A 25408-nucleotide genomic window follows, 5' to 3' on the forward strand; every position below is an offset into this window, starting at 1 on the left:
GAGGGTGTCCTGATGCCCGGTTCTGCGAACGGTTCGAACGGTTCCACCAAGGCGATGGGGGTCCTCACCGTAGGGGGACTCGTGGTGGTGACCGCCTACACGGTGGCGCTCGGCAGCAACGGCTGGCTGTGGTTCGGGTGGGTGGTGCTGGGGCTGCTGACGCTCGCGATGGTCGTCACCCAGAGCAGCGGCTGACCGCTCAGTCCGGGGTGAGGCGGGCGGCCTGGTGCACCCCGGGCTGGTATTTCGGCAGCCTGGCGGTGATCTTCATGCCCGCTCCGACCGCGGTCTCGATGACGAGGCCGCGGTCGTCGCCGTACACCTGGCGGAGCCGGTCATCGACGTTGGACAGGCCGATGCCGCCGGAGGGGCTGAGCTCGCCGGCGAGGATCCGGCGCAGCAGGACGGGGTCCATGCCGGCGCCGTCGTCCTCGATGACGACCAGCGCCTCGGCACCCTCGTCCTGGGCGGTGATCTGGATGTGGCAGGTGCCGGTCTTGCCCTCCAGTCCGTGTTTGACGGCGTTCTCGACGAGCGGCTGGAGGCAGAGGAAGGGCAGGGTGACCGGGAGCACCTCGGGGGCGATCTGGAGGGTGACGGTGAGGCGGTCGCCGAAGCGGGCCCGGACCAGCGCCAGGTAGTGGTCGATGGCGTGGAGCTCGTCGGCGAGGGTGGTGAAGTCGCCGTGCCTGCGGAACGAGTAGCGGGTGAAGTCGGCGAACTCCAGGAGCAGCTCGCGGGCGCGCTCGGGGTCGGTGCGCACGAACGAGGCGATCACCGCGAGCGAGTTGAAGATGAAGTGCGGGGAGATCTGGGCGCGCAGGGCGCGGATCTCGGCCTCGATCAGGCGGGTGCGGGAGCGGTCGAGGTCGGCCAGCTCCAGCTGGACGCTGACCCAGCGGGCGACCTCGCCGGCCGCGCGGACCAGTACGGCGGACTCCCGCGGGGCGCAGGCGACCAGGGTGCCGTGGACGCGGTCGTCGACGGTGAGGGGGGCGATCACGGCCCAGCGCAGGGGGCAGTCGGGCACCTCGCAGTGCAGCCGGAAGGCCTCGCCGCGGCCGGACTCCAGCGGTCCGGCGAGGCGTTCCATGATCTCGGTGCGGTGGTGGGCGCCGACGCCGTCCCAGACCAGCAGGTTCTCGTGGTCGGTGAGGCAGAGCGCGTCGGTGCCGAGCAGGGTGCGCAGCCGGCGGGCGGAGCGGCGGGCGGTCTCCTCGGTGAGGCCGGCGCGCAGCGGGGGCGCGGCGAGGGACGCGGTGTGCAGGGTCTCGAAGGTGGCGTGTTCGACCGGGGTGCCGAGGCCGCCGCCGAGGCGCTCGGGGCGGGCGGTGCGGCGGCCGAGCCAGAAGCCGGCGGCGAGCAGCGGGAGCACGGCCACCAGGAGGCCGGCGAGGAAGCCGGTCACAGCCGCGCCTCGCGGGGTCCGGTGGTCTCCGCGCGCAGCTCTTCCGGCAGGTGGAAGCGGGCGAGGACGGCGGCCGTGCCGGGCGGGACCCGGCCCGGGGTCGCCAGGGACACCAGGATCATGGTGAGGAAGCCGAGCGGGACCGACCAGAGCGCGGGCCAGGCGAGCAGCGCGTGCAGGGAGCCGGTGCCGGGGAAGTCGGCCATGGTCGCGGCCACCGCGCAGAAGGCCGAGCCGCCGCCCGTCAGCATCCCGGCCGCCGCGCCGGGCGGGGTCAGCCGCCGCCACCAGATGCCGAGGACCAGCAGCGGGCAGAAGGAGGAGGCCGACACGGCGAAGGCCAGCCCGACGGCGTCGGCCACCGGCAGTCCGCCGACGAGCGCACTGGCGGCGAGCGGCACGGCCATGGCGAGCACGGTGCCGAGCCGGAAGTGGCGCACGCCGCGGGACGGCAGGACGTCCTGGGTGAGGACTCCGGCGACCGCCATGGTCAGTCCGGAGGCGGTGGAGAGGAACGCGGCGAAGGCGCCGCCCGCGACCAGCGCGCCGAGGAGATCGCCGCCGAGGCCGCCGATGACCCGGTCGGGCAGCAGCAGGACGGCCGCGTCCGCGTTGCCGGTGAGGGTGAGTTCGGGGGTGTAGAGGCGGCCCAGGGCGCCGTACACGGGCGGCAGGAGGTAGAAGAGGCCGATCAGGGCGAGGACGGCGACCGTGGTGCGGCGGGCGGCGACGCCGTGCGGGCTGGTGTAGAAGCGGACGACGACGTGCGGCAGGCCCATGGTGCCGAGGAAGGTGGCGAGGATCAGGCCGTACGTGGCGTACAGCGGGCGTTCCTCGCGGCTCTCGGCGAGCGAGGTGGACATGCCGCCGTTGGTGCCCCGGTCGGTGGCGGGGACCCGGGTGCCCTTGGCGAAGGTCAGGCGGGTGCCGGCGGCGATGCGGTGGGTGCCCTCGGGAAGGGTGAGCCGTATGTGATCGTGCGGGCGGCCGTCGACCGTGCCGGTGACGGTGACCGTGAGGGGGCGGTCGAGCTTGAGGGCGAGGGTGTTCTGGACGTCGACGGTGCGCCGCTCGCGGAAGGCGGCCGGTTCGTCGAAGGCGTGGGTGGGCGCGCCGGCCCCCTGCCAGGCGAGGACCAGGAAGAGGGCGGGGACCAGCAGGGCGGTGAGTTTCAGCCAGTACTGGAAGGCCTGGACGAAGGTGATGCTGCGCATGCCGCCCGCGGCCACGGTGGCCACCACGACGACGGCCACGATGAGTCCGCCGAGCGCACCGGGCGCGCCGGTGAGGACCGTCAACGTCAGCCCCGCCCCTTGGAGTTGGGGCAGCAGGTACAGCCAGCCGACGCCCACCACGAACGCCCCGGCGAGCCGCCGTACCGGCTGCGAGGCGAGCCGGGCCTCGGCGAAGTCGGGGAGGGTGTAGGCGCCGGAGCGGCGCAGCGGGGCGGCGACGAAGAGCAGCAGGACCAGGTAGCCGGCGGTGTAGCCGACCGGGTACCAGAGCATGTCGGGGCCCTGGACCAGGACCAGGCCCGCGATGCCCAGGAAGGAGGCGGCGGAGAGGTACTCGCCGCTGATCGCGGCCGCGTTGAGGCGGGGTCCGACGGTGCGGGAGGCGACGTAGAAGTCGGAGGTGGTCCGGGAGATGCGCAGGCCGAAGGCGCCGACGAGGACGGTCGCGACGACGACCAGGGCGACGGCGGGGACGGCGTAGCCGGAGTTCATCTGTCCTCGTCGCGGCGGGAGTTCATCGGTCCTCGACGAGGCGGACGAAGTCCTCCTCGTTGCGTTCGGCGCGGCGCACGTACCAGCGGGCCAGCAGGATCAGCGGGGCGTAGAGGCAGAAGCCGAGCACCAGCCATTCCAGGCGGCGGGCGTCGGGGGCGGCGGCGAAGACCAGCGGCAGCGGGCCGACGAGGAGGACCAGGACCGCGAACACGACCAGGGCGGCGCGGAGTTGGGTGCGCATGAGAGAGCGGACATAGGTGTGGCCGAGGGTGGTCTGCTCGTCGATCTCGGTGCGCGGCCGGTAGTAGCCGGAGGCGCGGCGGCTGCGGCGGGGCGGGCCGGTGACGACCACCCGGCGTTCGGCGGGGTCCGTGGGCATCGTCAGGCCCTCCTCATCAGCAGGTCCCGCAGTTCGCGCGCGTGGCGCCGGCTGACCTGGAGTTCCTCGCCGCCGACGAGGACGCTCACCGTGCCCGCGTCCAGGCGGAGTTCGCCGATGTGGCGGAGGGCGACGAGGTGGCGGCGGTGGATGCGGACGAAGCCGCGGGAGCGCCAGCGGTCCTCCAGGGTGGACAGGGGGATGCGCACGAGGTGGCTGCCGCGGTCGGTGTGCAGGCGGGCGTAGTCGCCCTGGGCCTCGACGTGGGTGATGTCGTCGACGGCCACGAACCGGGTGACACCGCCGAGTTCGACGGGTATGTGGTCGGGGTCGGGTTCGTGCACCGGTATCCGCGGTGCGGCGCCGCGCAGTTCGGCGACCCGGCGTACGGCCTCCGCGAGGCGTTCCTTGCGGACCGGCTTCAGGACGTAGTCGACGGCCTTGAGATCGAAGGCCCGTACCGCGAAGTCCTCGTGGGCGGTGACGAACACGACCAGCGGGGGCCGGGCGAAGCCGGCGAGGAGGCGGGCCATCTCCAGGCCGTCCAGGCCGGGCATCTGCACGTCGAGGAAGACGACGTCGACGGCGTCGGCGCCCAGGGGTCCGGACTCCAGCGCGCGGGTGATGCGGCGCAGCGCCTCGGTGGCGTCCCCGGCGCCCTCGACGCTTCCGATGCGCGGGTCGGCGTTGAGCAGATACAGGAGCTCCTCCAGCGAGGGGCGTTCGTCGTCGACGGCGAGGGCGCGCAGCATGAACGGAGTGTAGGCGGCGGGGTGGGGCGCTGGACATGTACCGGACGTGGACGTTCGCGCCGGAAGAAGTGGCGTCCTCGCCCGGCCCGTCCCCGTGGATACAGTGCGCTCATGAACAGCGGCACCGCCCCTTTCGACGACCTCGACCGGAAGATCACCACCGCGCTGATGGCGAACGCGCGGACCAGTTTCGCCGAGATCGGCGCGGCCATCGGGCTCTCCGCCACCGCGGTGAAGCGGCGGGTGGACCGGCTGCGCGAGACCGGGGTGATCACCGGGTTCACGGCCACCGTGACACCCGCGGCGCTCGGCTGGCGGACGGAGGCGTACGTCGAGGTGTACTGCGAGGGCGCGGCCCCGCCCCGGCGGCTCGCGGAGGTGGTGCGCAACCATCCGGAGATCACCGCGGCGATGACGGTGACCGGCGGCGCGGACGCGCTGCTGCATGTCCGGGCCCGGGACGTGGGGCACTTCGAGGAGGTGCTGGAGCGGATCCGGGTGGAGCCGTTCATCCGGAAGACGATCAGTGTGATGGTGCTGTCGCATCTGCTCCCGGAGAGCCCGGAGGCGGGCGCCACTCAGCCGGTCCCCGAGTAAACGCACCGACGCTGCGTTTGTATGACTGGAGACGCAGCATTCCTGCGCAGACGCGCAATATTTATTCCTTGTCGTCCGGATCAGCCGCTTTCTACCGTGGTGTCAACCCTCAGTCGACACCGCAGGAAAGCGGAGGAACACCTCTGTGTCCGAAAGCCGTGTGCCGCGCGTCCGGCGCTTCCTCGTCTGCGAACCCAGACACTTCGCCGTGCAGTACGCGATCAATCCCTGGATGAACCCCGACACCAGGGTCGACGTCGACCTGGCCCGGGAGCAGTGGACCGCGCTGATCAGCGCCTACCGCACCCATGGCCACAGCGTCGACCGGCTGGAGCCGGTCCCCGGTCTGCCCGACATGGTCTTCGCCGCGAACTCGGCGGTCGTCGTCGGCGGCCGGGTCTTCGGCTCGCTCTTCCACGCGCCCGAGCGGCGCCCCGAGTCCACCCACTACGACCTCTGGTTCAAGACGGCGGGCTACGACGTGCACCGCCCCGGCTCGGTGGTCGAGGGCGAGGGCGACCTGGTCTGGACGGGCCGGTACCTGCTCGCCGGCACCGGCTTCCGCACCAGCCGCGAGGCGCACCGGGAGGCACAGGAGTTCTTCGGTCACCCGGTGATCAGCCTGACCCTGGTGGACCCGTACTTCTACCACCTGGACACCGCGCTGTTCGTCCTCGACGAGGACAACATCGTGTACTACCCGGAGGCGTTCTCCGCCGGCAGCCGCGAGGTGCTGCGCCGGCTGTATCCGGACGCGGTGCTCGCCACCCGCGACGACGCCATGGCCTGGGGGCTGAACTCCGTCTCCGACGGCCGCCATGTCTTCATCGCCCCGCAGGCCGAGGCGCTCGCCGGCCGCCTCGCCGACCAGGGCTACGAGCCCGTCCCCGTCGACCTTTCGGAGTTCCACAAGGCCGGCGGCGGCATCAAGTGCTGCACCCAGGAAATCCGCTGAGGACCAGGAGATCCCCCTGATGACCGCACCCGCGTCCACACGCTCCGCCACGCGCTCCTCCGCCGAACTGATCAAGGCGGAGGAGCCGGTCCTCGCGCACAACTACCATCCGCTGCCCGTGGTCGTCGCCCGTGCCGAGGGCGCCTGGGTGGAGGACGTCGAGGGCCGCCGCTACCTGGACATGCTGGCCGGCTACTCGGCCCTCAACTTCGGCCACCGCCACCCGGCCCTGATCGAGGCCGCGCACCGCCAGCTCGACCTGCTGACCCTGACCTCCCGTGCCTTCCACAACGACCGGCTCGCCGAATTCGCCGAGCGGCTCGCGGAGTTGACCGGTCTGGACATGGTGCTGCCGATGAACACCGGTGCCGAGGCGGTGGAGAGCGGCATCAAGGTGGCCCGCAAATGGGCCTACGACGTGAAGGGCGTCCCCGCCGACCGGGCCACGATCGTCGTCGCGGCGGACAACTTCCACGGCCGTACGACGACCATCGTCAGCTTCTCCACGGACGAGACGGCCCGCGCGGGCTTCGGCCCGTTCACCCCGGGCTTCCGGATCGTGCCGTACAACGATCTCGCGGCGCTGGAGGCGGCGGTCGACGAGACGACGGCGGCCGTGCTGATCGAGCCGATCCAGGGCGAGGCCGGGGTCCTGATCCCGGACGACGGCTATCTGACCGGGGTCCGCGAACTGACCCGGCGCAAGGGCTGCCTCTTCGTCGCGGACGAGATCCAGTCGGGTCTCGGCCGCACCGGCCGCACCCTCGCCGTGGACCACGAGGACGTCGTGCCAGACGTGCTGCTGCTCGGCAAGGCGCTGGGCGGCGGGATCGTACCGGTGTCGGCGGTGGTGGCCCGGCGTGAGGTGCTGGGCGTGCTGCGGCCGGGCGAGCACGGCTCCACGTTCGGCGGCAACCCGCTCGCGGCGGCCGTCGGGACGGCCGTCGTGGAACTGCTGGAGAGCGGCGTGTTCCAGCGCAGGGCGGCCGAGCTGGGCGTGGTCCTGCGGGACGGGCTGGCCGCGCTGGTGGGCAAGGGCGTGCTGGGCTTCCGCTCGCGCGGACTCTGGGCGGGCGTCGACGTGGACCCGGCGATCGGCACCGGGCGGGAGATCAGCGAACGTCTGATGCGCGAGGGCGTCCTGGTCAAGGACACCCACGGCTCCACGATCCGGCTGGCCCCGCCGCTGACCGTCACGGCGGAGGAACTGCGCTCGGCGCTGGGATCGCTGGAGAAGGTCCTGACGGCCTGAGCGAACGGCGGCCCCGGCGGGCGGCGGCCGCGCCGGTGGGCGCGGCCGCCGCCTTGTGCTCAGCCCTTGCCGAGGAGCTTGTTCATCTCCTTGATCTCGGCGTTCTGGGCGGTGACGATGGCGTCGGCCATGCTCGTGGCCGGGGCGTAGTCGCCCTTGGACTTCTCCGTGCCGGCCATCTCGACCGCGCCCTGGTGGTGCTCGACCATCATGGTCAGGAACATCGTGTCGAAGTCCGCCCCCTGGGCCTTCTTCAGCGCGGTCATGTCCTTGTCGGACATCATCCCGGCCATGCCGGCGTGTCCGCTGTGGTCCATGCCGGCCATGGGCACGTCCTCGCCCCAGGCCTTCAGCCAGCCGGTCATGGTGTTGATCTCCGGGTCCTGCGCCTTCTCGATCCGGGCGGCGAGGTCCCTGACCTGGGCCGAGGAGGCCCGGTCGGCGGCGAGCTGCGCCATCTCCAGGGCCTGCTGGTGGTGCGGGATCATGCCCTGCGCGAAGGACACGTCCTGGGCGTTGTGCGCGCCGGCGGTGGCGGTGGCCGGGGCGGACGTCGCGGCGGGCGCGCCGTTCGTGGTGTCGTCGTTGCCGCCGCACGCGGTGAGGGCGAGGGCGGCGGTCGCGGTCAGTGCGACGAGGACGGCACGGGTACGCGTGGTGGTCATGCTGGATCTCCTGCGATCGGTGTGAGTGAGCACGCGGGAGCAGGACCGCGGCGCTGGGCGCGCACGGCCGGCTCGGGTGCCTCTAGATCCGCAGGAGTTGGAGTTCGGCCAGGTCGGGGGGCGCACGGGCGCCGTCCGGTGCCGTGGCCGGGCGGGAGGTGGCCGCGCACACGGCGGCGCGGGCGGGGACCGGGTCCGGGACGAGCGCGGGCAGCGACGGTCCGCCGCTCACCGCGCCCGAGGCGCAGGTCGCGTCGGCGTGGTGCACATGGCCGCCGCCGCAGTGACCGTCGTCGCCGGAGCAGCCGCCGTACGCGGTGGCCATGGCCGTCGAGTGCGCGACCCGCTCGTGCCCGCCGTGTCCCATGGCGTCGCCGGGGGCCAGCGCGTGCATGCCGAGCAGTCCGGCCAGCAGCCCCAGCACGAGCACGGCTCGCCACCGCCGGCGGGGCGGTCGCGGGGCGGGGGGCTCGGTGGGGCGCATCGGGGCCCATCCTATGCATCCCCTGAGCGCGGCTCGGCGCGGGCACCACCCCGGGGGGCCGGCCGCCGGACAGGCTCCACCGGGCACGGCAGGCCGGGCGGCCGGCTGTCGATCACGCAGACCGACCCGGTTTCAAGTGAGAGTCAGCGCCCACCGGCCGCCGGCCCCGGCCACAACGCCCGCACCGCGTCGGGAACCTCGGCCACGACAGCCGGGTCGAGCAGGGCCACTTGGAGGATGTAGCCGGGGAGAATGGAGAGCATCGTCGACGCGATCGCCTCGGCTGACACGTCCACCGGCAAACCACCGTTTCCCTGGTGCTCGCGGACCAAGGTGATCAGGTTCGCCCTGATCCGACCCATGAAGTGGTCCATGCCCTGAGCCAGCGAGCGGTTGCGCATGGCCTCCCCCCAGACCAGAACCGCGAGGCCGGCCACGTCCTCCTCCACGGACTTCACCCGGATCACATCGAGCAGTTCCGCCATGACCTCCCCCATCGACCGGCCCTGCTGGTTCGCGGCGACGGCGAGAGTGATGTCGAGGACATCACGCATGTTGTCCTCGGCGATCGCGAGGATCATCTCGTCCTTGCTGGTGAAGTACCGGTACACCGCACCTGCGGACAGCTGCGCCTCGGCGAACAGGTCCTGCATGGATGTGGAGTGGAAACCGTCGCGGAGGAAACAACGGCGCGCTGCGTCCAGGATCTGCTTGCGGCGGGCGTCCATGTGCTGCTGGGTGACCTTGGGCATGAGACCAGGCTAGCAAAGAAAACGAACATTCCATTGACGTTCAGCGGGGCGGCGGTTCAGACTGGCGATCAGAGAAAACGGTCATTCTTTTTAGGAGTGGTTGGGTCGTGAGGAACCCCTTGTCAGGTCACCGCGCATGGCGGGAAGTGGTCATCGCCGCCGCGGCACTGCCCGTAGTGATCACTCTGGCGGTGATGGCGTTCGCCTGGCCGGCGGGGCGGACCTCGCCGCGCGACGTCCCGGTAGGGATCGTGGGCACCGGGCCGGCCAGCCAGCACGCGGTGGAGGGACTGACCCGCGCGAAGCCCGGCGCGTTCGACTTCCACCTCTATCCCGACCGGCGGTCCGCGCGATCGGCGATCAAGAACCGGGATGTCTACGGCGCCTTCGTCATCTCCGGCCACGGCATCACCGTGTTGAAGGCCACCGCCGCCGGCCCCTCCGTGGCCCAGCTTCTGACCGATGTCGGACAGCAGTTGGCCGACAAGGCCACCCTGCAGATCGCCCGGCAGAAGGCGGCCGAGGAGAAGGCAGTCGAGGAGAAGGCTGCCGAAGAGAAGGCTGCCGAGCACAAGGCGAGTGAGCACGGGGCGGCCGGTGCGCATTCCCCGGCGAAGGCCGACAAGCAGGCGGCCGCCCAGCAGGGGGCCACCGACGCCGGTTCCCCGGCGAAGGTCCTCGTCACGGCGGTCGACGTGGTGCCTGTCGCCGCGGCGGACCCCCGCGGTGCCGTGTTCAGTTCAGCGGTCTTCCCGCTCACGGTCTGCGGCATCATGATCGGAGCGTTCGTCACGATGGCCCGCGGCCTGGCTCGGCCCCGGCACCGGGTGCTGACCCTGCTCGTCGCCTGCGCCGTCGCGGCCCTGGGGGTCTATCTCGTCGCCCAGGGTTTCCTTGAGGCACTGCCGCACCATCACGTGGCCACCTGGGCGATCCTCTCGCTCGACCTGCTGGCCGTCAGCGCGACCGCTGCCGGCCTGATCCGACTCCTGGGGCCGACGGGCCTCGGACTCAGCGCCGCGCTCATGGTCTTCGTCGGGAACGCCTTCTCCGGCGCCACGTCCGCTCCGGAGATGCTCCCCAAGAGCGTGGACCACATCGGCCAGTGGCTGCCCCCGGGCGCCGGAGCCAGCCTGCTGCGCGACACCACGTACTTCGACGGCAACGCCGGCGACGGCCACCTCGCCGTCCTCGTCCTGTGGAGCGTCATCGGGCTCACGGCAGTCATGTTCGGCCACTGGGTCATAAGGGAACCAAGGGAGGCCCGCGGCGCGACGAACCCGGCCACGGGTTCCGGGACGCTGCTGCCGGCGTTGCCGGAATCCGGCGCCGCCGTGCCGATGCCGCGCCACGCGCACGCCCGTCGCCATGACGGCGACGACTGACGGCACACGCGCGAGCAGCAGGCCGAGGGCGCGGCCGGCCGCGTGAACCGACATCGCCAAGGCGCGCCCGCTTTCGACACGACCCCGACGTACGGCGCGAGGTGTTCCACCGCGATGCCTCGTGCCGTACCGGAACGGACACACACCATGGTCACCCCACAGCACTCCCGGCCGGCAAACCGGTCGGAACACCCACGGTCGAGCGGCACCTCGCCCGCCATCGGCCGGGCCTTCGCCCTGCTCAGCAGAGCCTGGAACGGCCTGATCCTCATGGCTCTGGCCAAGGATCCGGCCGACTTCGCGGGGATTCGCCAGCGCGTGCCCGGCATCAGCGAGCGCATGCTCACCCGGCGTCTCCAGGAACTGACCGCGATCGGCCTGGTCGTCCCGGACGTCCGTCCCGGGCCGCCGTCGCGCACCCGTTATGCGCTCTCCGTGCACGGCAAGGCCTTCCTCATCCCGCTGGCCGTCCTGTTCCTGTGGGCGGAGGACCACCTTCCGGCGAGCGACTCGCCGGCATCGGACCCACCGGCCGGACCCGGCCGTTGACGGCGGGCGCAAGCCGGAGCCGCGCACGCGCCGACGACGGGCTTCCGCAAGCGCGGGTACGCGGGGAGCGCTGCGTCCGGGCACCGCCGCCATCGGTACGAATTACCGCATATCATCAAATTTTGCAGGCCGACGGTCGTCGAGGGACAGGTATGTAGAGAGCGGAGAGCGGAGAGCGGACGAGGGAGATGGGTGATCTTGGACGTCTACGAGGCAGTCACCAGCCGACGGGCCGTGCGTGGGTTCATCGACCGGCCCGTCCCGAGACAGGTACTGGAGCGCGTGCTGTCCGCCGCGGCTTGGGCACCGTCCGGTTCGAACCTCCAGCCCTGGCGCATCTACGTGCTGACCGGCCGGCCGCTGGCCGAACTCAAGGAACTCGCCGGTGGGCGCGTGAGCGCAAAGGATCCCTGGGACGAGCGGGAATACGAGATGTACCCGTCCTCGCTCAAATCCCCCTACCGCGAGCGCCGGTCCGCCTTCGGCGCGGAGCGCTACAGCGCACTGGGCATCGCGCGTGAGGACTGGGAGGCGCGCCAGCGGGCCGCGGTCGCGAACTGGGGCTGCTTCGGCGCTCCCGCCGCCCTGTTCTGCTACATCGACCGCGATCTGGGTCGACCTCAGTGGTCCGACGTGGGCATGTTTCTCCAGACCGTGATGCTGCTGCTCCGCGCCGAGGGCCTGCACAGCTGCCCGCAGATGGCGTGGTCCGTCTATCGCAAGACCGTCGCGGAGGTCCTGTCGCCCCCGGACGACCTCATCCTCTTCTGCGGCATGTCGATCGGATTCGAAGACACCGCGGCGCCCTCCACCCGTACCGGCCGGGCACCGCTCGCCGAGACGGTCACCTTCGTCGATGGCTAGCCGACGGTATTCGTCGCCCGTCATCCATCCCTCGGTGTCACACCTGGCCGAGCTGTCCGGTCAGTGACGCGTACCAGCGATCTCGTCAGGAGCGCCCATGGACGCACGACTCAACTACTACGGCAACCCCTTCGCGGGGAAGGTGCTGAAGCACCTCCTCTCGGCCAGCAAGGCCCTGTCGGACTCGACGCTGCCGGCCACGATCCAGTACCTGGTCGAGGTCCGCGCCAGCCAGATCAACGGCTGCGGCTTCTGCACCGACATGCACACCAAGGAGGCCGCCCACGCCGGGGAGGACTCGGTGCGGCTCAACCTGATCGCCACCTGGCGGGAGGCGACGGTCTTCACCGAGGCCGAGCGCGCCGCGCTGGAGCTGGCCGAGCAGGGCACCCGGGTTGCGGACGCGGCCGGCGGTGTCACCGACGAGGCGTGGGCGGACGCCGCGATCCACTTCGACGAGGACCAGCTCGCCGCGCTGACGACCCTCATCGCCCTCATCAACGCCTACAACCGCATCAACGTCGTCACCCGGCAGCCGGCCGGCGGCTACAAGGTCGGCATGTTCGGCTAGAGCCAGGGCCAGGTGTGCGCAGGGCAGGTAAAGCACGTAAGCACATTGTTGTCAGCCCGGAATCGCCGACGCCGAATCTCGCGTTCCGGGCAGGTCTACGGAGGTGTGGCATATGCACGAAATGCACTCGGAGGACGGCTTCGGCCCCAAGATGCTGGCAGACATCAAGCCGCCGTTCATCCCCGAGGGCGCCTCGGGGATGACGGTCCTTGTCGAATGGGCCCCCGGCTCCCCCGGCACTCCCCCGCACCGCCACTCCGGGCCGTGTTTCGGCTACGTACTCGAGGGAGCCGTCCGGTGGGAGCTCGAGGGTGAGCCGGAGCGCGTGATCAAGGCCGGTGAGACGTTCTGGGAGCCGGGCGGCGAAGTGATCCATTATCAGAACGGCAACGCCTCGTCGGAGGACCCGGCCAAGTACATCGTGTTCATGATGTGCGCCCCGGGTCAGCCGATGCTCACGCTGGTCGACGACGAGGAACTGGAGCAGCGGGCCCATCTGCGCGCCCCGCGCCCCACCGACTGACCTGCCGGGTTCCGAACGGGGTCCGTTCGCACCGGAGGGCTCAGCGGCTGCTTCTCGCGGGTCAGCGGGAGGGGAGGCGGTTCGGACTCGACGCGGGTCAGCCTTTCGGGGTTGCGGACGTAGCGGAGGCCGGCGACCCGGGCGTTCTCCACGCGCAGGAGGAGCCCGGGGTTGCCGCCGGCCTTGTCGACACTGCCGGCCATGTAACGGAGCACCTTGTCGCTGACGAAGACGACGTCCGGGGCGAGTACGCCGAGCAGCCCCTGCAGGTCCCCGGTCTCGAACGCCCGGCGCCCGGCGGTGTCGATCAGGGTCGCGGTGCCGACGACCAGCCGGACGTTCCCGTTCATCCGCCTCCCCAAGTGTTCGCGGACTCGGCGTACGGACACCAGCCGCGCACCCCGCATGACAGCCCACGGATGAGACCTGGTCGCCATCGGAATGCACGCCTCGGCGTCATCAGCGACGTCACAGGCGTCACAAACGGGGTGGCCGGCCGGTCACCTGGTGGTCCGGAATCCGCGATCCGCGAAGGAAGACCACGTGACCACCACTCCCCTTGCCCCGCCGGACGCCCTGCCGGGTGCCGACTTCTACCTCTACGAGGCCCTGCTCCCGGAGGACGAGCGCACCGTACTTCTCAAGGCGCGGACATTTCTGCGTGACGAGGTCAAGCCGCTGGTCAACGGGTACTGGGACCGGGGTGAGTTCCCCATGGAGCTGATCGGGAAGTTCCGCGGGAGCGGGCTGACCGCCCTGCCCTACGAGGGGTACGGCGCGCACCGGCCGGCCGCCAGTCACCTGCTCAACGGCATGCTCGCGATGGAGATGAGTCGCGTCGACGCCTCCGTCGCCACCTTCTTCGGCGTCCACGACGGGCTCAGCTTCTACTCCGTCTACACCGGCGGCGACCAGGAGCAGCGGGCGAGGTGGCTGCCCGCCATGGCCTCGATGGAGAAGATCGGCGCCTTCGCCCTGACCGAGCCGCTGGGTGGCTCGGACGTCTCCGGTGGCATGCGCACCACCGCCGAGCGCCGGGGCGGCACTTGGGTGCTCAACGGCGCGAAGCGGTGGATAGGCAACGCCACCTTCGCCGACCACGTCGTGGTGTGGGCGCGGGACGTCGACGACAACCAGGTCAAGGGTTTCGTCGTCGAGAAGGGCACCCCCGGCTTCGTGGCGGTGAAGATCGAGGGCAAGACCGCGCTGCGGATCGTACAGAACGCCGAGATCACCCTGACCGACGTACGTGTGCCGGAGGCGAACCGCCTCCAGAACGTCAACTCCTTCCGGGACGTGGCGGAGATCCTGCGCTTCACCCGCAGCGGGGTCGCCTGGCAGGCCCTGGGTGTCATGATCGGCGCCTATGAGCTCGCACTCGCCTACGCCAAGGACCGCCGGCAGTTCGGCCGGCCGATCGCCGGGTTCCAGATGGTTCAGGACCTCCTGGTGAGGAGCCTGGGCGACATCACGGCGTCCTGGGGCATGCTGGTGCAGCTCGCCCGGTTGCAGGACCAGGGGATCTTCCGCGACGACCATTCGGCGCTGGCGAAGGGATTCACCACCTCCCGGATGCGGAAGGTGGTGGCGTCGAGCCGCGAGATCTTCGGGGGCAACGGCATCGTCCTCGACCACGACGTCGCACGGTTCTTCGCCGACGCCGAGGCCCTCTACTCCTACGAGGGCACCCGCCAGATGCAGACCCTCATCGTCGGCAAGTCCATCACCGGCCAGAGCGCGTTCGTGTAACGCGTTCCGGTTCCGCGGCCTCCCGGGAAGCCCTCGGCCCCCACGCGTGCCACGAGCAGCGGCGTTCGCCGGCACGGTGGATCCGGGCCGGGGCGCCGCTCACCCGGCCCCGTCGGCGATGTCGCCCCGTTCGACGGCCAGGCGGGTCAGTTCGACGCGGGTGTTGATGCCGAGCTTGGTGAAGATGTGCCTCATATGGGTGTTGACGGTGTGCACGGAGACATAGAGCCGGTCGGCGATGGCCCGGTTGGTGAGGCCCTCGACGACGAGCGGGATCAGCTTCCGTTCGGATGCGGTCAGACTCCGCCAGCCCGGACGACCGGTCGTGCCGGGCTTCGGGGCGTCCGCGTGCCCGCCGAGCCGCCGCAGCCGCCGTCTGATCCGGTCGTGATCGCGCTCGGCTCCCGAGGCCGCCGCCAGCCGACCCGCTTCTTCGAGGTGGGGGATGGCCGAGGCCGCATCGCCGGCCGCGGCCGTCACCTGGGCGAGGTCCTCGTATGCCGCGGCGAGGGCCAGTTGCCTGCCGGTGTCCCGGTAGCCCGGGAGGGCGGACGCGAGCGCGGCGGGGTCGCGGTGGAGCAGGCCGTCCACATGGGCACGGACGGCCCCGATGATCTCCTGGCCGTCGTCCCGGATGGCCGGCGTACGCAGTGCGCCGGCCACGGCCCGCGCGACCGAGGGCTCCTCGCCACGCAGCGCGATACGCACGATGCCGGGCCAGTGGGACGGCGGCAGGACGAGCAGCCGCGCCGGTGCACCGTCTTCGAAGGCGCCCGCGAGGGCCGCCGCCGCTGCCGCGTACCGGCCCTCCGCGTCCGCCAGGCAGGCACGAGCGAGCGACACCCACAGGCCGTACCGCGGTGAGTGGGTGCCGGAGCCGGCTTCGGCGGCGCGGACATGGTCCCCGGCCCTGGCGAGGTCACCGCGCCTGGTCTCCACCAGTGCCAGTACGGAGCGGGCCAGCGGATTCGGCTGGGCGATCTCCAGTTCGTCCGCGACCGCCAGACCGGCCTCGGCCTCCACGGCCGCATCGTCCAGCGCGCCCTGTTCGAGCAGGGCGCAGGCCCGGCGAGCGTGCCAGTGGGGCAGCGACCAGCCAAGGCCCAGTGCCTCGGCCTCGTGCTGCCCCGCACGCAGGATCCCCGCGGTGTCCGCGAGCCGGTCGGTGCTGGTCAGTACCGTGGCCAGCCAGAGCGCCGGAATCCTCGGGGGCCGTAGATGAGGGACGGTGGGTTCGGCACAGGCGCGCGCGGTGGCCGCCTCGGCCAGCTCCAGGGCCGGGGTCAGGCGCCCACGGTAGAAGGAGGTCTGCGACTGGAACACCATGCCGCTGACGACGACGGCCGGATCATGACTCCGACGGGAGGCCTCGACCAGCCCCGTGTCCGTCTGCTCGGCCGCGGTGATGTTCCCGAGGTACACATGACCGGTCCCCTGGGTCTTCAGCAGCAGGTCACGCAGGTGGGACGGCAGCGCGGGGAGGCTCAGCGCCTGCCGGAGGTGTGTCATCGCGGCGTTGTCGTCGCCCGCGGCCTGGTGGATCTCCGCGGCCACCAGGCGCAGGTTCGCCTCCTGCGGCGGCTCGAGACCGGCCGACAGGGCGGTGTCGACCAGATCGAGCGCCTCATGGACCCGGCGGGTACGGCCGAGGTACTCGGCGGCGTCGGTCACCAGAGCGACGCGGCGCCGGTCCCGCGGGGGCAGCAGCCCGGCGATGCGCTGAGCGAAGTCCGCGGCCTCGTCGGGTGCCGTCGACGACAGCTCCCGTACGGCGGTGTGCAGCGCGGTCACGGCGTCGTCGTCGACCGGTCCGCCCGCCATGACGACATGCCAGGCCACTTCCGCCGCTCGGGCACCGGCGCCCCGCAGGATCTCGGCGGCATCCCGGTGCAGTGCGCTCCGTACGGGCAGCGGCAGGTTCTCGTGGACGGCCTGCCGCATGAGGTCGTGCCGGAAGGCGAGCCGCGGACCGTCCGCCGAGAGCAGACCGGCGTTCAGGGCGGCCTCCACGCCTGACAGCAGACTGCCGGACTGCCTGCCGAGCATGCGGGCGGCCGTCCCGAAGTCGAATTCGCGTCCGAGGACCGAGCCGACCTGGAGCAGGCGCAGGGCGTCCTCCGGCAGCTGCTCCAGACGCGTGGCGACACTCAGACGGAAACCGGCGGGAACGTCGTGGTGGACGCGGCCGGTGACTCTCGTTTCCGCCTGCGCCGCGTCCGCCTGCGTCGCATCCGCGTCGGCGAAGGAGCGCACCAGCTCGGTCACCAGGAACGGATTGCCCGCGACGCCTCGCAGCATCCTGGCCAGGCCTGGTGACGGCGGCGCGCCGAGCACGTCGGCCGCGATGTGCTCCAGTTCCCGTTGTGGCAGCGGGCCGAGGGTCAGCCATCGGGCGCCGAGCCGTTCGAGGTCCTCCCGCACCCTGGCCACCGTCGGCCGCTCGGTCTCCGACCGTACCGCCAGTACCCACAGGATCGGCGAGGCGGCCAGCCGTCCGGGCAGGGTACGCAGCGCGAAGAGCGTGGCCGGATCCGCCCACTGCGCGTCGTCGACGAGTACGAGCACCGGCGCGCGCTGGGCCCGCTCCTCCAGAGCGTCCGAGATGCCGTCCAGCAGCCAGAGCCGTCGGTCGTCCACGGTCGCGGCGGCTCGGGTGGAACGCCCGGAACGGTCGGAACGGTCGGAACGGTCGGCGACGTGCAGGACGGACTGCAGGGCGGCTCCTGCCGCGTACTGGTCGAACTCGTCGGCCCGGACGGGGACCACCTCGAACCCGCACCGCCGCGCCCGCCCGTTCAGCTCCGCGAGCAACCGGCTCTTGCCGGCGCCGGGCACGCCTTCCACGACGACACAGGCGCTTCGTCCGCCACGCACCACCTGGAGGGCCTCATGGACAGCCGCGATCTCACGGTCCCGTCCCCTGAGGCGCAGCCCGGTACCTGTCCGGTTCCCGTGCCCGGGATCCAGGTCGCCCGTGGGGTCTGTGCCGCGCATGGGGCCAGCATGCCTCAGGCCGCATGCGCCCCCGACCGCAGGCCCCCCTGTGACCGGCGCCTTCACCGAGCCCGGACGCATCGGTTCGGCGCGGCTCGCGACCGGCGGGCCGAGGCGATGCCGTGCCGCTCCGTGGCGCGGTGCGGTGCGGGACACGGCGGGCCACCGGCGGCTCCCGGCGAGTTCTTCCGCGACGCACCCCGACGAGGGCAGCCGTCGACACCGCCCGCGGCGCGGAGCGGGATCCACCCGCGGCGCGTGGAAGCGGCTGCCGACCACGCGGTTGCCGCGCGAACCGGACCGGAACGCCGCCGAGGCGCGAGCACAGGCACTCACCCACCGGCCGACGCGATACCGGGAACACTCGCGCAGCGGAGGCGGGAGTCGAGGAACGCGGTGATCTTGCGCGGGTTGAAGACCCACATCACCTGGTGGATGCCTGCCTCGGAGGCGGCGATCGTCATGAACGCCGTGGGACGGTCGGCCTGGTGGATCACCACGCCCGTAAGGCCGTTGGCGTCGACCCACCGGGGTCCCGCTTCCCGCCACAACCGCGGATACGTCGACATTCTGGCGATGCGCGCACGGCCCAGCACGGGTATGCGCGCGCAGCCCCTCAGACCGTTGCCGTCGGACAGGCTGACGGCGTCGGCGGTCAGGAGGGTCTCCAGGGACGCCACATCCCCCGTCCGGGCCGCCGAGACGAAGGCGTGCAGAAGGCGCCGGTGCTCCGCCGCCGCCACGCTCTCCCGCTGCCCGTCCGCCAGGTGCCTGCGCGCACGGCTGACGATCTTCCGGACGTTGACGACGCTGAGCCCCAGCATCTCGGCGATCTCGGGGTAGGCGTAGTCGAACGCCTCACGCAGGACGTACACGGCCCGCTCGACAGGGCTCAGCCTCTCCAGCACCAGCAGCAGGGCCAGCTCCAGCGCCTCCGCCCGCTGCGCGCCCACCTCCGGATCCGAACCCGTGTCGACGGGCTCGGGCAGCCACGGCCCGATGTAGGTCTCCCGGCGCATCCGCGCCGACTGCGCCACGTTGATGGCCATCCGGGTCGTCGCACTCGACAGGAAGGCCACCGGGCTCACCACCACCGAACGGTCGGTCCTCTGCCAGCGCAGCCACACCTCCTGGACCACGTCCTCGGCCTCGGCCACGCTGCCCAGCACTCGGTAGGCGATCCCGAACAGACGCGCCCGGTACCGCACAAAGACAGAAACAGCCTCGTCAAGGTCACTCGTCACAGGGGGTGAATCGACATACATGGTCCCGCGGTCCTCGTTCCTCCGGATACAGCTGTCGCATGGCGAGACCACATCGCCACCGCGCGCAAGCGGGACCGGACCGGTCGTATCCGGACCAGGGATCGGGACAGCAGGCTCTTCAACCAGATGCATTCATCGCCAACCGGACCAGACTCGGCCTCGGCGGCACCGGGGCGCATCGCACGATCTGGTGATTCGGCCGGCCGCCCCAGCGGCGGATCCCGCTTCCTCCGTCCGTCCGGTCCGGCGTGCCGGCACCCGCACGACCCGCCGCATCGCACGATCTGGCGATGCGGCGGGCCGGCCGGACGGCAGACCCTCGCCGTGCCTCCCCCGCGTGTTTGACAGGGTCGCCGGACTTCCACCATGCTTCCATTAATTCATTAGTACAAGCATGGTGGAGCCGAGGAAGACGATGTGATCGACTACCGGATCGAGCGCGGCAGCGGCGTACCGGCCTACGTGCAGATCGTCGAGCAGACCGAACGGGCGCTCCGGATGGGCACCCTGCGCGTCGGGGACAAGCTGCCCACGGCCAGGGAGGTGGTGGCGGCGACCGCCATCAACCCCAACACCGTGCTGCGGGCCTACCGCGACATGGAGCAGGCCGGTCTGGTCGAACTGCGACGCGGCCTCGGGACGTTCGTGACGCGGTCACTCGCCCGGCCCGCCGCGGAGGACGACTCCCCGCTGCGCGGGGAACTCACCGACTGGGTGGCCCGCGCGCGGGCCGCGGGGCTGGAGCGGGCCGATGTCCTCGCCCTGGTCACGACCGCCCTGGACACCTACGACGACCAGTACGACAGCGGCACCCGGGCGACCGGGAACGACAGAAGGAGGACACATGACCCGGCCTGACGCCTCGGCCGCGTTGTGCGCCACGGGGCTGGGATTCCGGTACCGCAGACGGGGCGGCGAGGCCCTGCGGGACTGCGGGTTCACCGTGCCCGGCGGTCGTGTCACCGCCCTCGTCGGACGCAACGGCGCCGGCAAGAGCACCCTGCTGCACCTGGCCGGGGGCCTGCTGCGGCCCGGCTCCGGGGAGATACGAGTGCTGGGTTCCGTACCCGGCACACCCGAGGCCCGGGCCCGGGTCGCGCTGCTCACCCAGGACAAGCCGCTCTACCCGCGCTTCACCGTGGCGGACACGCTGCTGATGGGCGAGAAGCTGAACTCCTCGTGGGACCGGACGACCGCCGAGCGGATCGTCCGCGAGGGCGGCATCCCGTCCCACGCCCGCGTCGGCGAGCTCTCCCCCGGGCGGCGCACGCGCGTCGCGCTCGCCCTGGCCCTCGGCAAGCGGCCCGACCTCCTGCTGCTCGACGAGCCCCTGGCCGATCTCGACCCCGTCGCACGCGGCGAGATCATGGCGGAGCTGATGGCCGAGGCCGCCGAGCGCGCCCTGAGCATCGTGCTGTCCTCGCACGTCCTGCCGGAACTGGAGGAGACCTGCGACTGGGTGCTGGTACTGCGGGACGGCCGCGTCGAACTGAGCGAGGACGCCGAGGAACTGCGCGCGAGCCACGCCGTACTGACCGGCCCCGCCGACCAGGCCGACGCCCTGACCGCGCACCACACCGTCGTACGGAGCCGTACCGGTGGCAGACAGCTGACGGCCCTGATACGGCAGCGCGGACCGCTGCGCGGCGACTGGCACGTCGAACGGCCCGGGCTGGAGGACGTCCTGATCGGCTACCTGCGGTCCGGCGAGCCGGAGCACCCCGCCACCGGTGCCGCCGAGCGGACGGAGGCGGCCGCGTGAAGGGCTCCCTCTGGCTCGCCTGGCGCCAGCAGCGCGTGCCGGTCGGCATCGGCGCGGCCACGCTGGTCGTCGCCGCGGCGCTCGCCGCCCACTTCCGCTCGGGCATGCTCGACGCCCTGCACAGCGGGCTGTTCGACCACTGTGGCACCGGACCGCTGTACTGCACACGGTCCGGTACCGGGCTGCCCCTGCTGCTGGACGTCGAGCCGCTGAAGTACCTCGGGGCGCTGAACATCGTGCTGCCCGTGGTCATCGGTGTCTTCTGGGGCGCCCCGCTGCTGGGCCGCGACCGGGAACTGGGCACGCACCGCATGGTCCTCGCCCAGGGTGTGAGCCGCCGTCAGTGGTTCGCCTCCCGGTTCGCCCTGGCCGTGGCGGCCACGACCGCCCTCTCCGGCCTGCTCGCGGGAGTCTTCGCCTGGTGGTGGCGACCGGCCGCCGACCGGAGCTACGGCCTGTTCTGGTACGACGACACCGCCCTGAGCGGCTCGGGCCCCCGCGTCGTCGCGGCCGCCCTGTTCGGCCTGGCGGCCGGCACCCTGCTGGGTCTGCTGGCCCGCCGGGTCCTGGCCGCGATGGGCCTGACCCTGCTGCTGACGGGCGTGCTGACGCTCCTGCTGGAGTGGACGCACCGGACCCGGCTGCTGGTCCCGCCGCACACCTACGTCAGCGCCGGCATCACCCCCAAGGCGCCGATGGGCGAGAAGTGGTCGACCGGCACCTACGGCCTGATCACCGCCTCCGGCCGCCACGACGACGTGCTGAACTGCCCCTACCCGTCCGGCTCCCGGCTCAGGGAGTGCATGACGGCCCACGGATACGTCGCCCGCTTCTACGAGGCCAACCCGGCCGGCGACTACTGGGCCTTCCAGTGGACCGACACCGCCGTGCTCGGCGGCCTCGCCGTCCTGTTCACGGTCTTCACCGCGCTGTTGCTGCGCCGCCGCGTCTGACCGCGTCGCCCGCGTCCAGCCAAACCCCTTACCCGTACGGAGGTCGCTTCGCCATGCCCGCAGACGCCACGTCACCGAAGAAACTGCGCGAGAACCGCGCCGCCCTCACCCACAAGACCGGCTACGCCCTGCGCCACCCCGGCCGTGTCGTGCCCTACCTGCGCCGGGCCGGCCGGGATGCGTGGCTGCGCCTCAACCACCCCGACCACGTCGGTTACTACCGGGCCGTGATGGCCTCGGACACCCGCCGCAGCCCGGAGGCCGCGGTCGGCAGCCGGACCCACGACCGCTGGCTGGCGCTGGGGCGGATGCAGTTCGACTACCTCGTCGAACACGGGCTGCGCCCCGACCACCGCATGCTGGACATCGGCTGCGGCAACCTGCGCGGCGGCTGGCGCTTCATCGGCCACCTCGACGCGGGCAACTACTACGGCATCGACATCTCGCCCGACATCCTGATAGCCGCGAAGAAGACGCTGGTCGAGCGCCGTGTGCAGGACAAGCTGCCGCACCTGACCATCACCGGCGACCTCACCCTGGACTTCCTGCCCGCCGACCACTTCGACGTGGTCCACGCGCACAGCGTCTTCTCCCACTCGCCGCTGGAGGTCATCGAGCAGTGCCTGGCACACGTCGGCCGGGTGCTGACCGACACCGGGTTCTTCGACTTCACCTTCGACCGCACCGAGGGCACCGAACACCAGGTGCTGCGTGAGGACTTCTACTACCGCACCGAGACCCTCCTCGCCCTGGCACGACGACACGGTCTGCACGCCCGGTTCATGGCGGACTGGGAGAAGCGCCCGCACGGCCAGTCGAAGATACGTGTCAGCCGCTCCCCGCTGCCGACCGCCTGAGACGGCCCGCGACATGCCGTCCGACAGACCGTCCCCCGAACCGCCGAGCGGGCCGGCCCGGCTGGCCGCGATGGACGGGCTCCGCCTGGTGGCGGCGGCCATGGTGGCCGCCTACCACTTCCTGGGAACCCCCACCCCGCACTTCTGGGGTCCCACCGAACTCCGCGATCTCGCGCCGTTCCTGCACGGGATCAGCCGCTACGGCTGGCTGGGCGTCGAGTTCTTCTTCGCCATCAGCGGCTTCGTCATCTGCATGAGCTGCTGGGGCCGCACTCCCGCCCAGTTCGCCGTCTCCCGTGTCGCACGGCTCTTCCCGGCCTACTGGTGCGCCGTCCTCCTCGTCGTCGCGCTGGTCCTCGTCTCGCGGCTGGGTCACTGGCCGGCCGCCACCCGTATCGACCCCCGTACCGTCCTCGGCAACCTGACGATGGCTCCGGGTCCCCTGGGGCTCGACCTGGTCGACGGCGTCAGCTGGACGCTCTGGGTGGAGGCCCGGTTCTACCTGCTGATGGCCGTGCTGCTCGTCTTCGGGCTGTCGTACCGGCGGGTGGTGGCCTTCTGCGCAGCCTGGCTCCTGGCCGGTGTCGTCACCCTCGAACTCCACTCGCCCCTGCTCCAGGAATTCGTACTGCCCCGGTACACCGGCCTGTTCGTCGCCGGAATCGTCCTCTACCTCATGCACAGGTTCGGGCAGAGTCCGCTGCTGTGGCTGCTGCTGGGCTTCGCCTGGTGCTACGAACTCACCGTGCTCGAACTCCGGGTGGCCGACCACGCCGCCGTGCCGCCCGGCGAGAGCCGGCCCTCCTGGGCCGTGTGCGCGGTCCTGCTGACGGTCTGTCTCGGGCTGCTGGCGCTGGCCGGTGTCGAAGGACCCCTGACGAGGCTGCGATGGCGCCGGCTGGTCACCGCGGGGGGCCTCACCTATCCCTTCTACCTCATCCACCAGAGCATCGGAATTCCCTTGGCCAAAGGCCTGATCCGAGCTTTTCCGACGCTGGGTCCGCTGCCTTCGATGGTGGTGTCGGTCGCCTGCGTGCTGGCGCTGTCCCTGCTCATCCACACGACGGTGGAGCGCAGGCTCGGACGCCTGCTCAGGCATCGCCTGACGCTCGACATTCGGGCGCGGGACCTGGCCTCGAAGCCGGTTCCCGCCCGCGCCCGATAACCCCGTGACCCCTCTTCCGAGAATGGTTCCCGCATGCCCTTCATCAAGCGCACCAGACGCTCACGCGTGCTCATCGCCGCCGTCACAGCGGTGGCCGCCGCCCTGGCCGTCGCGCTCACGCTGGCCCTGACGGTCACCACCTACGATCACACCTCCCCGCGCGCCGCCCGCGACAAGGCGAAGGGAGGAGTCGCCGGAAGCGTCGACTGCCGCAAGGCGAAGTGCGTGGCCCTCAGCTTCGACGGCGGCCCCAGCCCCACGACCCCCGCGCTGCTGGACATCCTCAAGCAGGACGGCCTGCACGCCACGTTCTTCGTGCAGGGCCGAGGCCACATCGCGAAGTACCCCGGCATCCTGCGCCGCATAGCCGCCGACGGACAGGAGATCGGCAACCACACCTGGACCCACCCCAGACTGACCGACCTCGACGAGGCCGACGCCCGTCGGGAACTGAGCAGGACGCAGGAAGCCATCGAGCGGGTCACCGGCGAACGTCCCGTCCTCATGCGTCCCCCGGAGGGCCGCACCAACCGCAAAGTGGCCAAGATCTGCAAGGAGTTGGGACTGGCCCAGGTGTTGTGGAGCGTGACGGCCAAGGACTACGAGACGACCGACTCGGCCCTGATCACCAAGAGGGTGCTCGACCAGACCCACCGCGACGGCATCATCCTGCTGCACGACCTGCACAAGGGGACCGTGCCCGCCGTCCCGGGCATCATCAAGGCTCTCGAACAGCGCGGCTACACCCTCGTGACGGTGTCGCAGCTGCTGGCCCCCGCCAAGCCGCAGCCGGGCATGGTCTATCGGCCCTGAGAAACCACCGCGAGCACCTCCCTGTGCGCCGCCCCGCGGGGCGGGCGACGGAACGGCGTCCGGCATGGTGAAATCCCGAGACAATGTTCGATCTGCAGGCAACTCGGCGAAGAGTCAGACACGAGACCGACCGAACATGTCCGCAGGTGACGACAAGCGCACATCACCCCGGGCAGGCTGGAGCTGATGCGACCTGGGGAAAGGCCAGTTCCGGCGGGAACCGGCAAAGTGAGGAGAGAGCCGTGTTCTACTACCTGCTCAAGTACGTGTTGCTGGGGCCGCTGTTGCGCGTGGTGTTCCGGCCCCGCATCGAGGGTCTGGAACACGTGCCGGCGTCGGGGCCGGCGATCGTCGCGGGGAACCATCTCTCCTTCTCCGACCACTTCCTGATGCCGGCGGTCCTGAAGCGGCGCATCACCTTTCTCGCCAAGGCGGAGTACTTCACGGGTCCCGGAGTGCGGGGGCGGCTGACCGCGTTCTTCTTCCGCAGCGCGGGGCAGATCCCGGTCGACCGCTCCGGCAAGGAGGCGGGCCAGGCCGCGATCCGCGAGGGGCTCGGAGTGCTGAGCAAGGACGAGCTGCTCGGGATCTATCCGGAGGGCACCCGCTCGCACGACGGCCGTCTCTACAAGGGCAAGGTCGGAGTGGCCGTGATGGCGCTGCGGGCCGGTGTCCCGGTGATCCCCTGCGCGATGATCGGCACCTTCGAGGCGCAGCCGCCCGGCGCGGTGATCCCGAGGATCCACCCCGTGGTGATCCGCTTCGGCAAGCCCCTCGAATTCTCCCGCTACGCCGGGATGGAGAGCGAGAAGGCGATCCTGCGCGCCATCACCGACGAGATCATGTACGCCATCCTGAGCCTCTCCGAGCAGGAGTACGTCGACGAGTACGCGGCGGTCGTCAAGGCCGAGCAGGCGGCGGCGAAGGGCGAGAAGGAGCGCAAGTTCCCCAGGGCGCCGCTGAGTTGAGGCGTGCGTTCACGTG

Annotated in this window: 27 protein-coding genes; 17 read left to right on the forward strand and 10 right to left on the reverse strand. The window is 71.4% G+C overall.

All coding sequences use genetic code 11. The annotated features are described in order from the left end of the window. The first annotated feature begins 12 nt into the window (after positions 1-12). Positions 13-195 carry a hypothetical protein gene (locus ACIPSJ_RS43365; protein WP_355720303.1) on the forward strand — a complete coding sequence of 61 codons (183 nt, stop codon included), beginning with the start codon at positions 13-15 and terminating at the stop codon, positions 193-195. A gap of 4 nt (positions 196-199) precedes the next feature. Here the strand turns inward: ACIPSJ_RS43365 and ACIPSJ_RS43370 are convergent, their stop codons facing one another. The 4 genes from ACIPSJ_RS43370 to ACIPSJ_RS43385 are packed head-to-tail and all read right to left on the reverse strand — an operon-like array spanning position 200 to position 4269. Then, positions 200-1408, reverse strand: coding sequence for a histidine kinase (locus ACIPSJ_RS43370; protein ID WP_359219462.1), 1209 nt, complete (start codon positions 1406-1408; stop codon positions 200-202). After that, entirely contained in the window at positions 1405-3135 is a 1731-nt protein-coding gene (locus tag ACIPSJ_RS43375) for a cation acetate symporter (protein ID WP_401354443.1), read from the reverse strand. Before ACIPSJ_RS43375 ends, ACIPSJ_RS43370 begins: the two co-directional genes overlap by 4 nt. A 22-nt stretch (positions 3136-3157) precedes the next feature. Next, positions 3158-3517, reverse strand: coding sequence for a hypothetical protein (locus ACIPSJ_RS43380; RefSeq protein WP_359219466.1), 360 nt, complete (start codon positions 3515-3517; stop codon positions 3158-3160). A 2-nt stretch (positions 3518-3519) separates the two neighbouring features. Beyond that, a complete protein-coding gene (locus ACIPSJ_RS43385; RefSeq protein ID WP_359219468.1) occupies positions 3520-4269 on the reverse strand; it encodes a LytTR family DNA-binding domain-containing protein in 750 nt (249 codons plus the stop codon). 111 nt (positions 4270-4380) lie between these two features. Between ACIPSJ_RS43385 and ACIPSJ_RS43390 the strand changes: the two genes are divergently transcribed. The 3 genes from ACIPSJ_RS43390 to rocD all read left to right on the forward strand — a co-directional run bounded on the left by ACIPSJ_RS43390 (position 4381) and on the right by rocD (position 7073). Then, positions 4381-4866 carry an Lrp/AsnC family transcriptional regulator gene (locus ACIPSJ_RS43390; RefSeq protein ID WP_355720316.1) on the forward strand — a complete coding sequence of 162 codons (486 nt, stop codon included), beginning with the start codon at positions 4381-4383 and terminating at the stop codon, positions 4864-4866. Between the two features lie 145 nt (positions 4867-5011). Beyond that, positions 5012-5821, forward strand: coding sequence for a dimethylargininase (gene ddaH, locus ACIPSJ_RS43395; RefSeq protein ID WP_359219472.1), 810 nt, complete (start codon positions 5012-5014; stop codon positions 5819-5821). A gap of 19 nt (positions 5822-5840) precedes the next feature. Next, entirely contained in the window at positions 5841-7073 is a 1233-nt protein-coding gene (gene rocD / locus ACIPSJ_RS43400) for an ornithine--oxo-acid transaminase (RefSeq protein ID WP_401354446.1), read from the forward strand. 59 nt (positions 7074-7132) lie between these two features. Here rocD and ACIPSJ_RS43405 read toward each other — a convergent pair whose 3' ends face one another. The 3 genes from ACIPSJ_RS43405 to ACIPSJ_RS43415 all read right to left on the reverse strand — a co-directional run bounded on the left by ACIPSJ_RS43405 (position 7133) and on the right by ACIPSJ_RS43415 (position 8974). Further along, complete coding sequence (locus ACIPSJ_RS43405; protein WP_401354448.1) at positions 7133-7738, reverse strand: DUF305 domain-containing protein; 606 nt, start codon at positions 7736-7738, stop codon at positions 7133-7135. Positions 7739-7820: 82 nt separating this feature from the next. Next, positions 7821-8222: a DUF6153 family protein gene (locus ACIPSJ_RS43410; protein WP_401354451.1), complete on the reverse strand. Its 402-nt coding sequence runs from the start codon at positions 8220-8222 to the stop codon at positions 7821-7823. Positions 8223-8365: 143 nt separating this feature from the next. Next, positions 8366-8974 carry a TetR/AcrR family transcriptional regulator gene (locus tag ACIPSJ_RS43415; RefSeq protein WP_401354454.1) on the reverse strand — a complete coding sequence of 203 codons (609 nt, stop codon included), beginning with the start codon at positions 8972-8974 and terminating at the stop codon, positions 8366-8368. A gap of 107 nt (positions 8975-9081) precedes the next feature. Here ACIPSJ_RS43415 and ACIPSJ_RS43420 point away from each other — a divergent pair, with 107 nt between their 5' ends. The 5 genes from ACIPSJ_RS43420 (at position 9082) to ACIPSJ_RS43440 (ending at position 12866) form a co-directional block, all read left to right on the forward strand. After that, complete coding sequence (locus ACIPSJ_RS43420) at positions 9082-10359, forward strand: ABC transporter permease (RefSeq protein ID WP_401354457.1); 1278 nt, start codon at positions 9082-9084, stop codon at positions 10357-10359. Positions 10360-10506: 147 nt separating this feature from the next. Beyond that, entirely contained in the window at positions 10507-10908 is a 402-nt protein-coding gene (locus ACIPSJ_RS43425) for a winged helix-turn-helix transcriptional regulator (protein WP_401354459.1), read from the forward strand. 198 nt (positions 10909-11106) lie between these two features. Continuing rightward, the gene (locus ACIPSJ_RS43430; RefSeq protein WP_359219486.1) at positions 11107-11772 is read left to right on the forward strand and encodes a nitroreductase; all 666 of its coding nucleotides are present in this window, start codon (positions 11107-11109) and stop codon (positions 11770-11772) included. 97 nt (positions 11773-11869) lie between these two features. Then, a complete protein-coding gene (locus ACIPSJ_RS43435) occupies positions 11870-12343 on the forward strand; it encodes a carboxymuconolactone decarboxylase family protein (RefSeq protein WP_359219488.1) in 474 nt (157 codons plus the stop codon). Positions 12344-12455: 112 nt separating this feature from the next. Continuing rightward, entirely contained in the window at positions 12456-12866 is a 411-nt protein-coding gene (locus ACIPSJ_RS43440) for a cupin domain-containing protein (RefSeq protein ID WP_401354462.1), read from the forward strand. On the opposite strand, the gene ACIPSJ_RS43445 is transcribed toward ACIPSJ_RS43440, so the two are convergent. Then, entirely contained in the window at positions 12788-13216 is a 429-nt protein-coding gene (locus tag ACIPSJ_RS43445; protein ID WP_401354464.1) for a hypothetical protein, read from the reverse strand. The genes ACIPSJ_RS43440 and ACIPSJ_RS43445 overlap by 79 nt on opposite strands. Positions 13217-13409: 193 nt before the next feature. On the opposite strand from ACIPSJ_RS43445, the gene ACIPSJ_RS43450 reads away from it, so the two are divergent. After that, on the forward strand, positions 13410-14615 hold the full coding sequence (locus tag ACIPSJ_RS43450; RefSeq protein WP_401354467.1) for an acyl-CoA dehydrogenase family protein: 1206 nt from the start codon (positions 13410-13412) through the stop codon (positions 14613-14615). A 99-nt stretch (positions 14616-14714) separates the two neighbouring features. Here the strand turns inward: ACIPSJ_RS43450 and ACIPSJ_RS43455 are convergent, their stop codons facing one another. Together ACIPSJ_RS43455 and ACIPSJ_RS43460 are read right to left on the reverse strand one after the other, a co-directional pair. Beyond that, positions 14715-17609 carry an AAA family ATPase gene (locus ACIPSJ_RS43455; RefSeq protein ID WP_401354470.1) on the reverse strand — a complete coding sequence of 965 codons (2895 nt, stop codon included), beginning with the start codon at positions 17607-17609 and terminating at the stop codon, positions 14715-14717. Positions 17610-17941: 332 nt separating this feature from the next. After that, positions 17942-18853, reverse strand: a complete 912-nt coding sequence (locus ACIPSJ_RS43460; protein WP_401354472.1) for an RNA polymerase sigma-70 factor — start codon at positions 18851-18853, stop codon at positions 17942-17944. 438 nt (positions 18854-19291) lie between these two features. Here ACIPSJ_RS43460 and ACIPSJ_RS43465 point away from each other — a divergent pair, with 438 nt between their 5' ends. The 7 genes from ACIPSJ_RS43465 to ACIPSJ_RS43495 all read left to right on the forward strand — a co-directional run bounded on the left by ACIPSJ_RS43465 (position 19292) and on the right by ACIPSJ_RS43495 (position 25392). Further along, complete coding sequence (locus ACIPSJ_RS43465) at positions 19292-19732, forward strand: GntR family transcriptional regulator (RefSeq protein WP_401354475.1); 441 nt, start codon at positions 19292-19294, stop codon at positions 19730-19732. After that, positions 19719-20636 (forward strand): ABC transporter ATP-binding protein, encoded by a 918-nt coding sequence (locus ACIPSJ_RS43470; protein WP_359219498.1) that lies wholly within the window; start codon positions 19719-19721, stop codon positions 20634-20636. The genes ACIPSJ_RS43465 and ACIPSJ_RS43470 overlap by 14 nt, the downstream gene beginning before the upstream one ends. Next, positions 20633-21589 carry a transporter gene (locus tag ACIPSJ_RS43475; RefSeq protein ID WP_401354477.1) on the forward strand — a complete coding sequence of 319 codons (957 nt, stop codon included), beginning with the start codon at positions 20633-20635 and terminating at the stop codon, positions 21587-21589. The genes ACIPSJ_RS43470 and ACIPSJ_RS43475 overlap by 4 nt, the downstream gene beginning before the upstream one ends. A 53-nt stretch (positions 21590-21642) precedes the next feature. Next, positions 21643-22446, forward strand: a complete 804-nt coding sequence (locus ACIPSJ_RS43480) for a class I SAM-dependent methyltransferase (RefSeq protein ID WP_401354479.1) — start codon at positions 21643-21645, stop codon at positions 22444-22446. Between the two features lie 13 nt (positions 22447-22459). Then, the gene (locus ACIPSJ_RS43485; RefSeq protein WP_401354481.1) at positions 22460-23611 is read left to right on the forward strand and encodes an acyltransferase family protein; all 1152 of its coding nucleotides are present in this window, start codon (positions 22460-22462) and stop codon (positions 23609-23611) included. Positions 23612-23644: 33 nt separating this feature from the next. Further along, positions 23645-24424 carry a polysaccharide deacetylase family protein gene (locus ACIPSJ_RS43490; protein WP_359219505.1) on the forward strand — a complete coding sequence of 260 codons (780 nt, stop codon included), beginning with the start codon at positions 23645-23647 and terminating at the stop codon, positions 24422-24424. A gap of 242 nt (positions 24425-24666) precedes the next feature. After that, positions 24667-25392, forward strand: coding sequence for a lysophospholipid acyltransferase family protein (locus ACIPSJ_RS43495; RefSeq protein ID WP_359219507.1), 726 nt, complete (start codon positions 24667-24669; stop codon positions 25390-25392). The last annotated feature ends 16 nt before the right edge of the window (positions 25393-25408 follow it).

This window comes from Streptomyces sp. NPDC090088, from assembly GCF_044747345.1.
Taxonomy (GTDB): Bacteria; Actinomycetota; Actinomycetes; order Streptomycetales; family Streptomycetaceae; genus Streptomyces.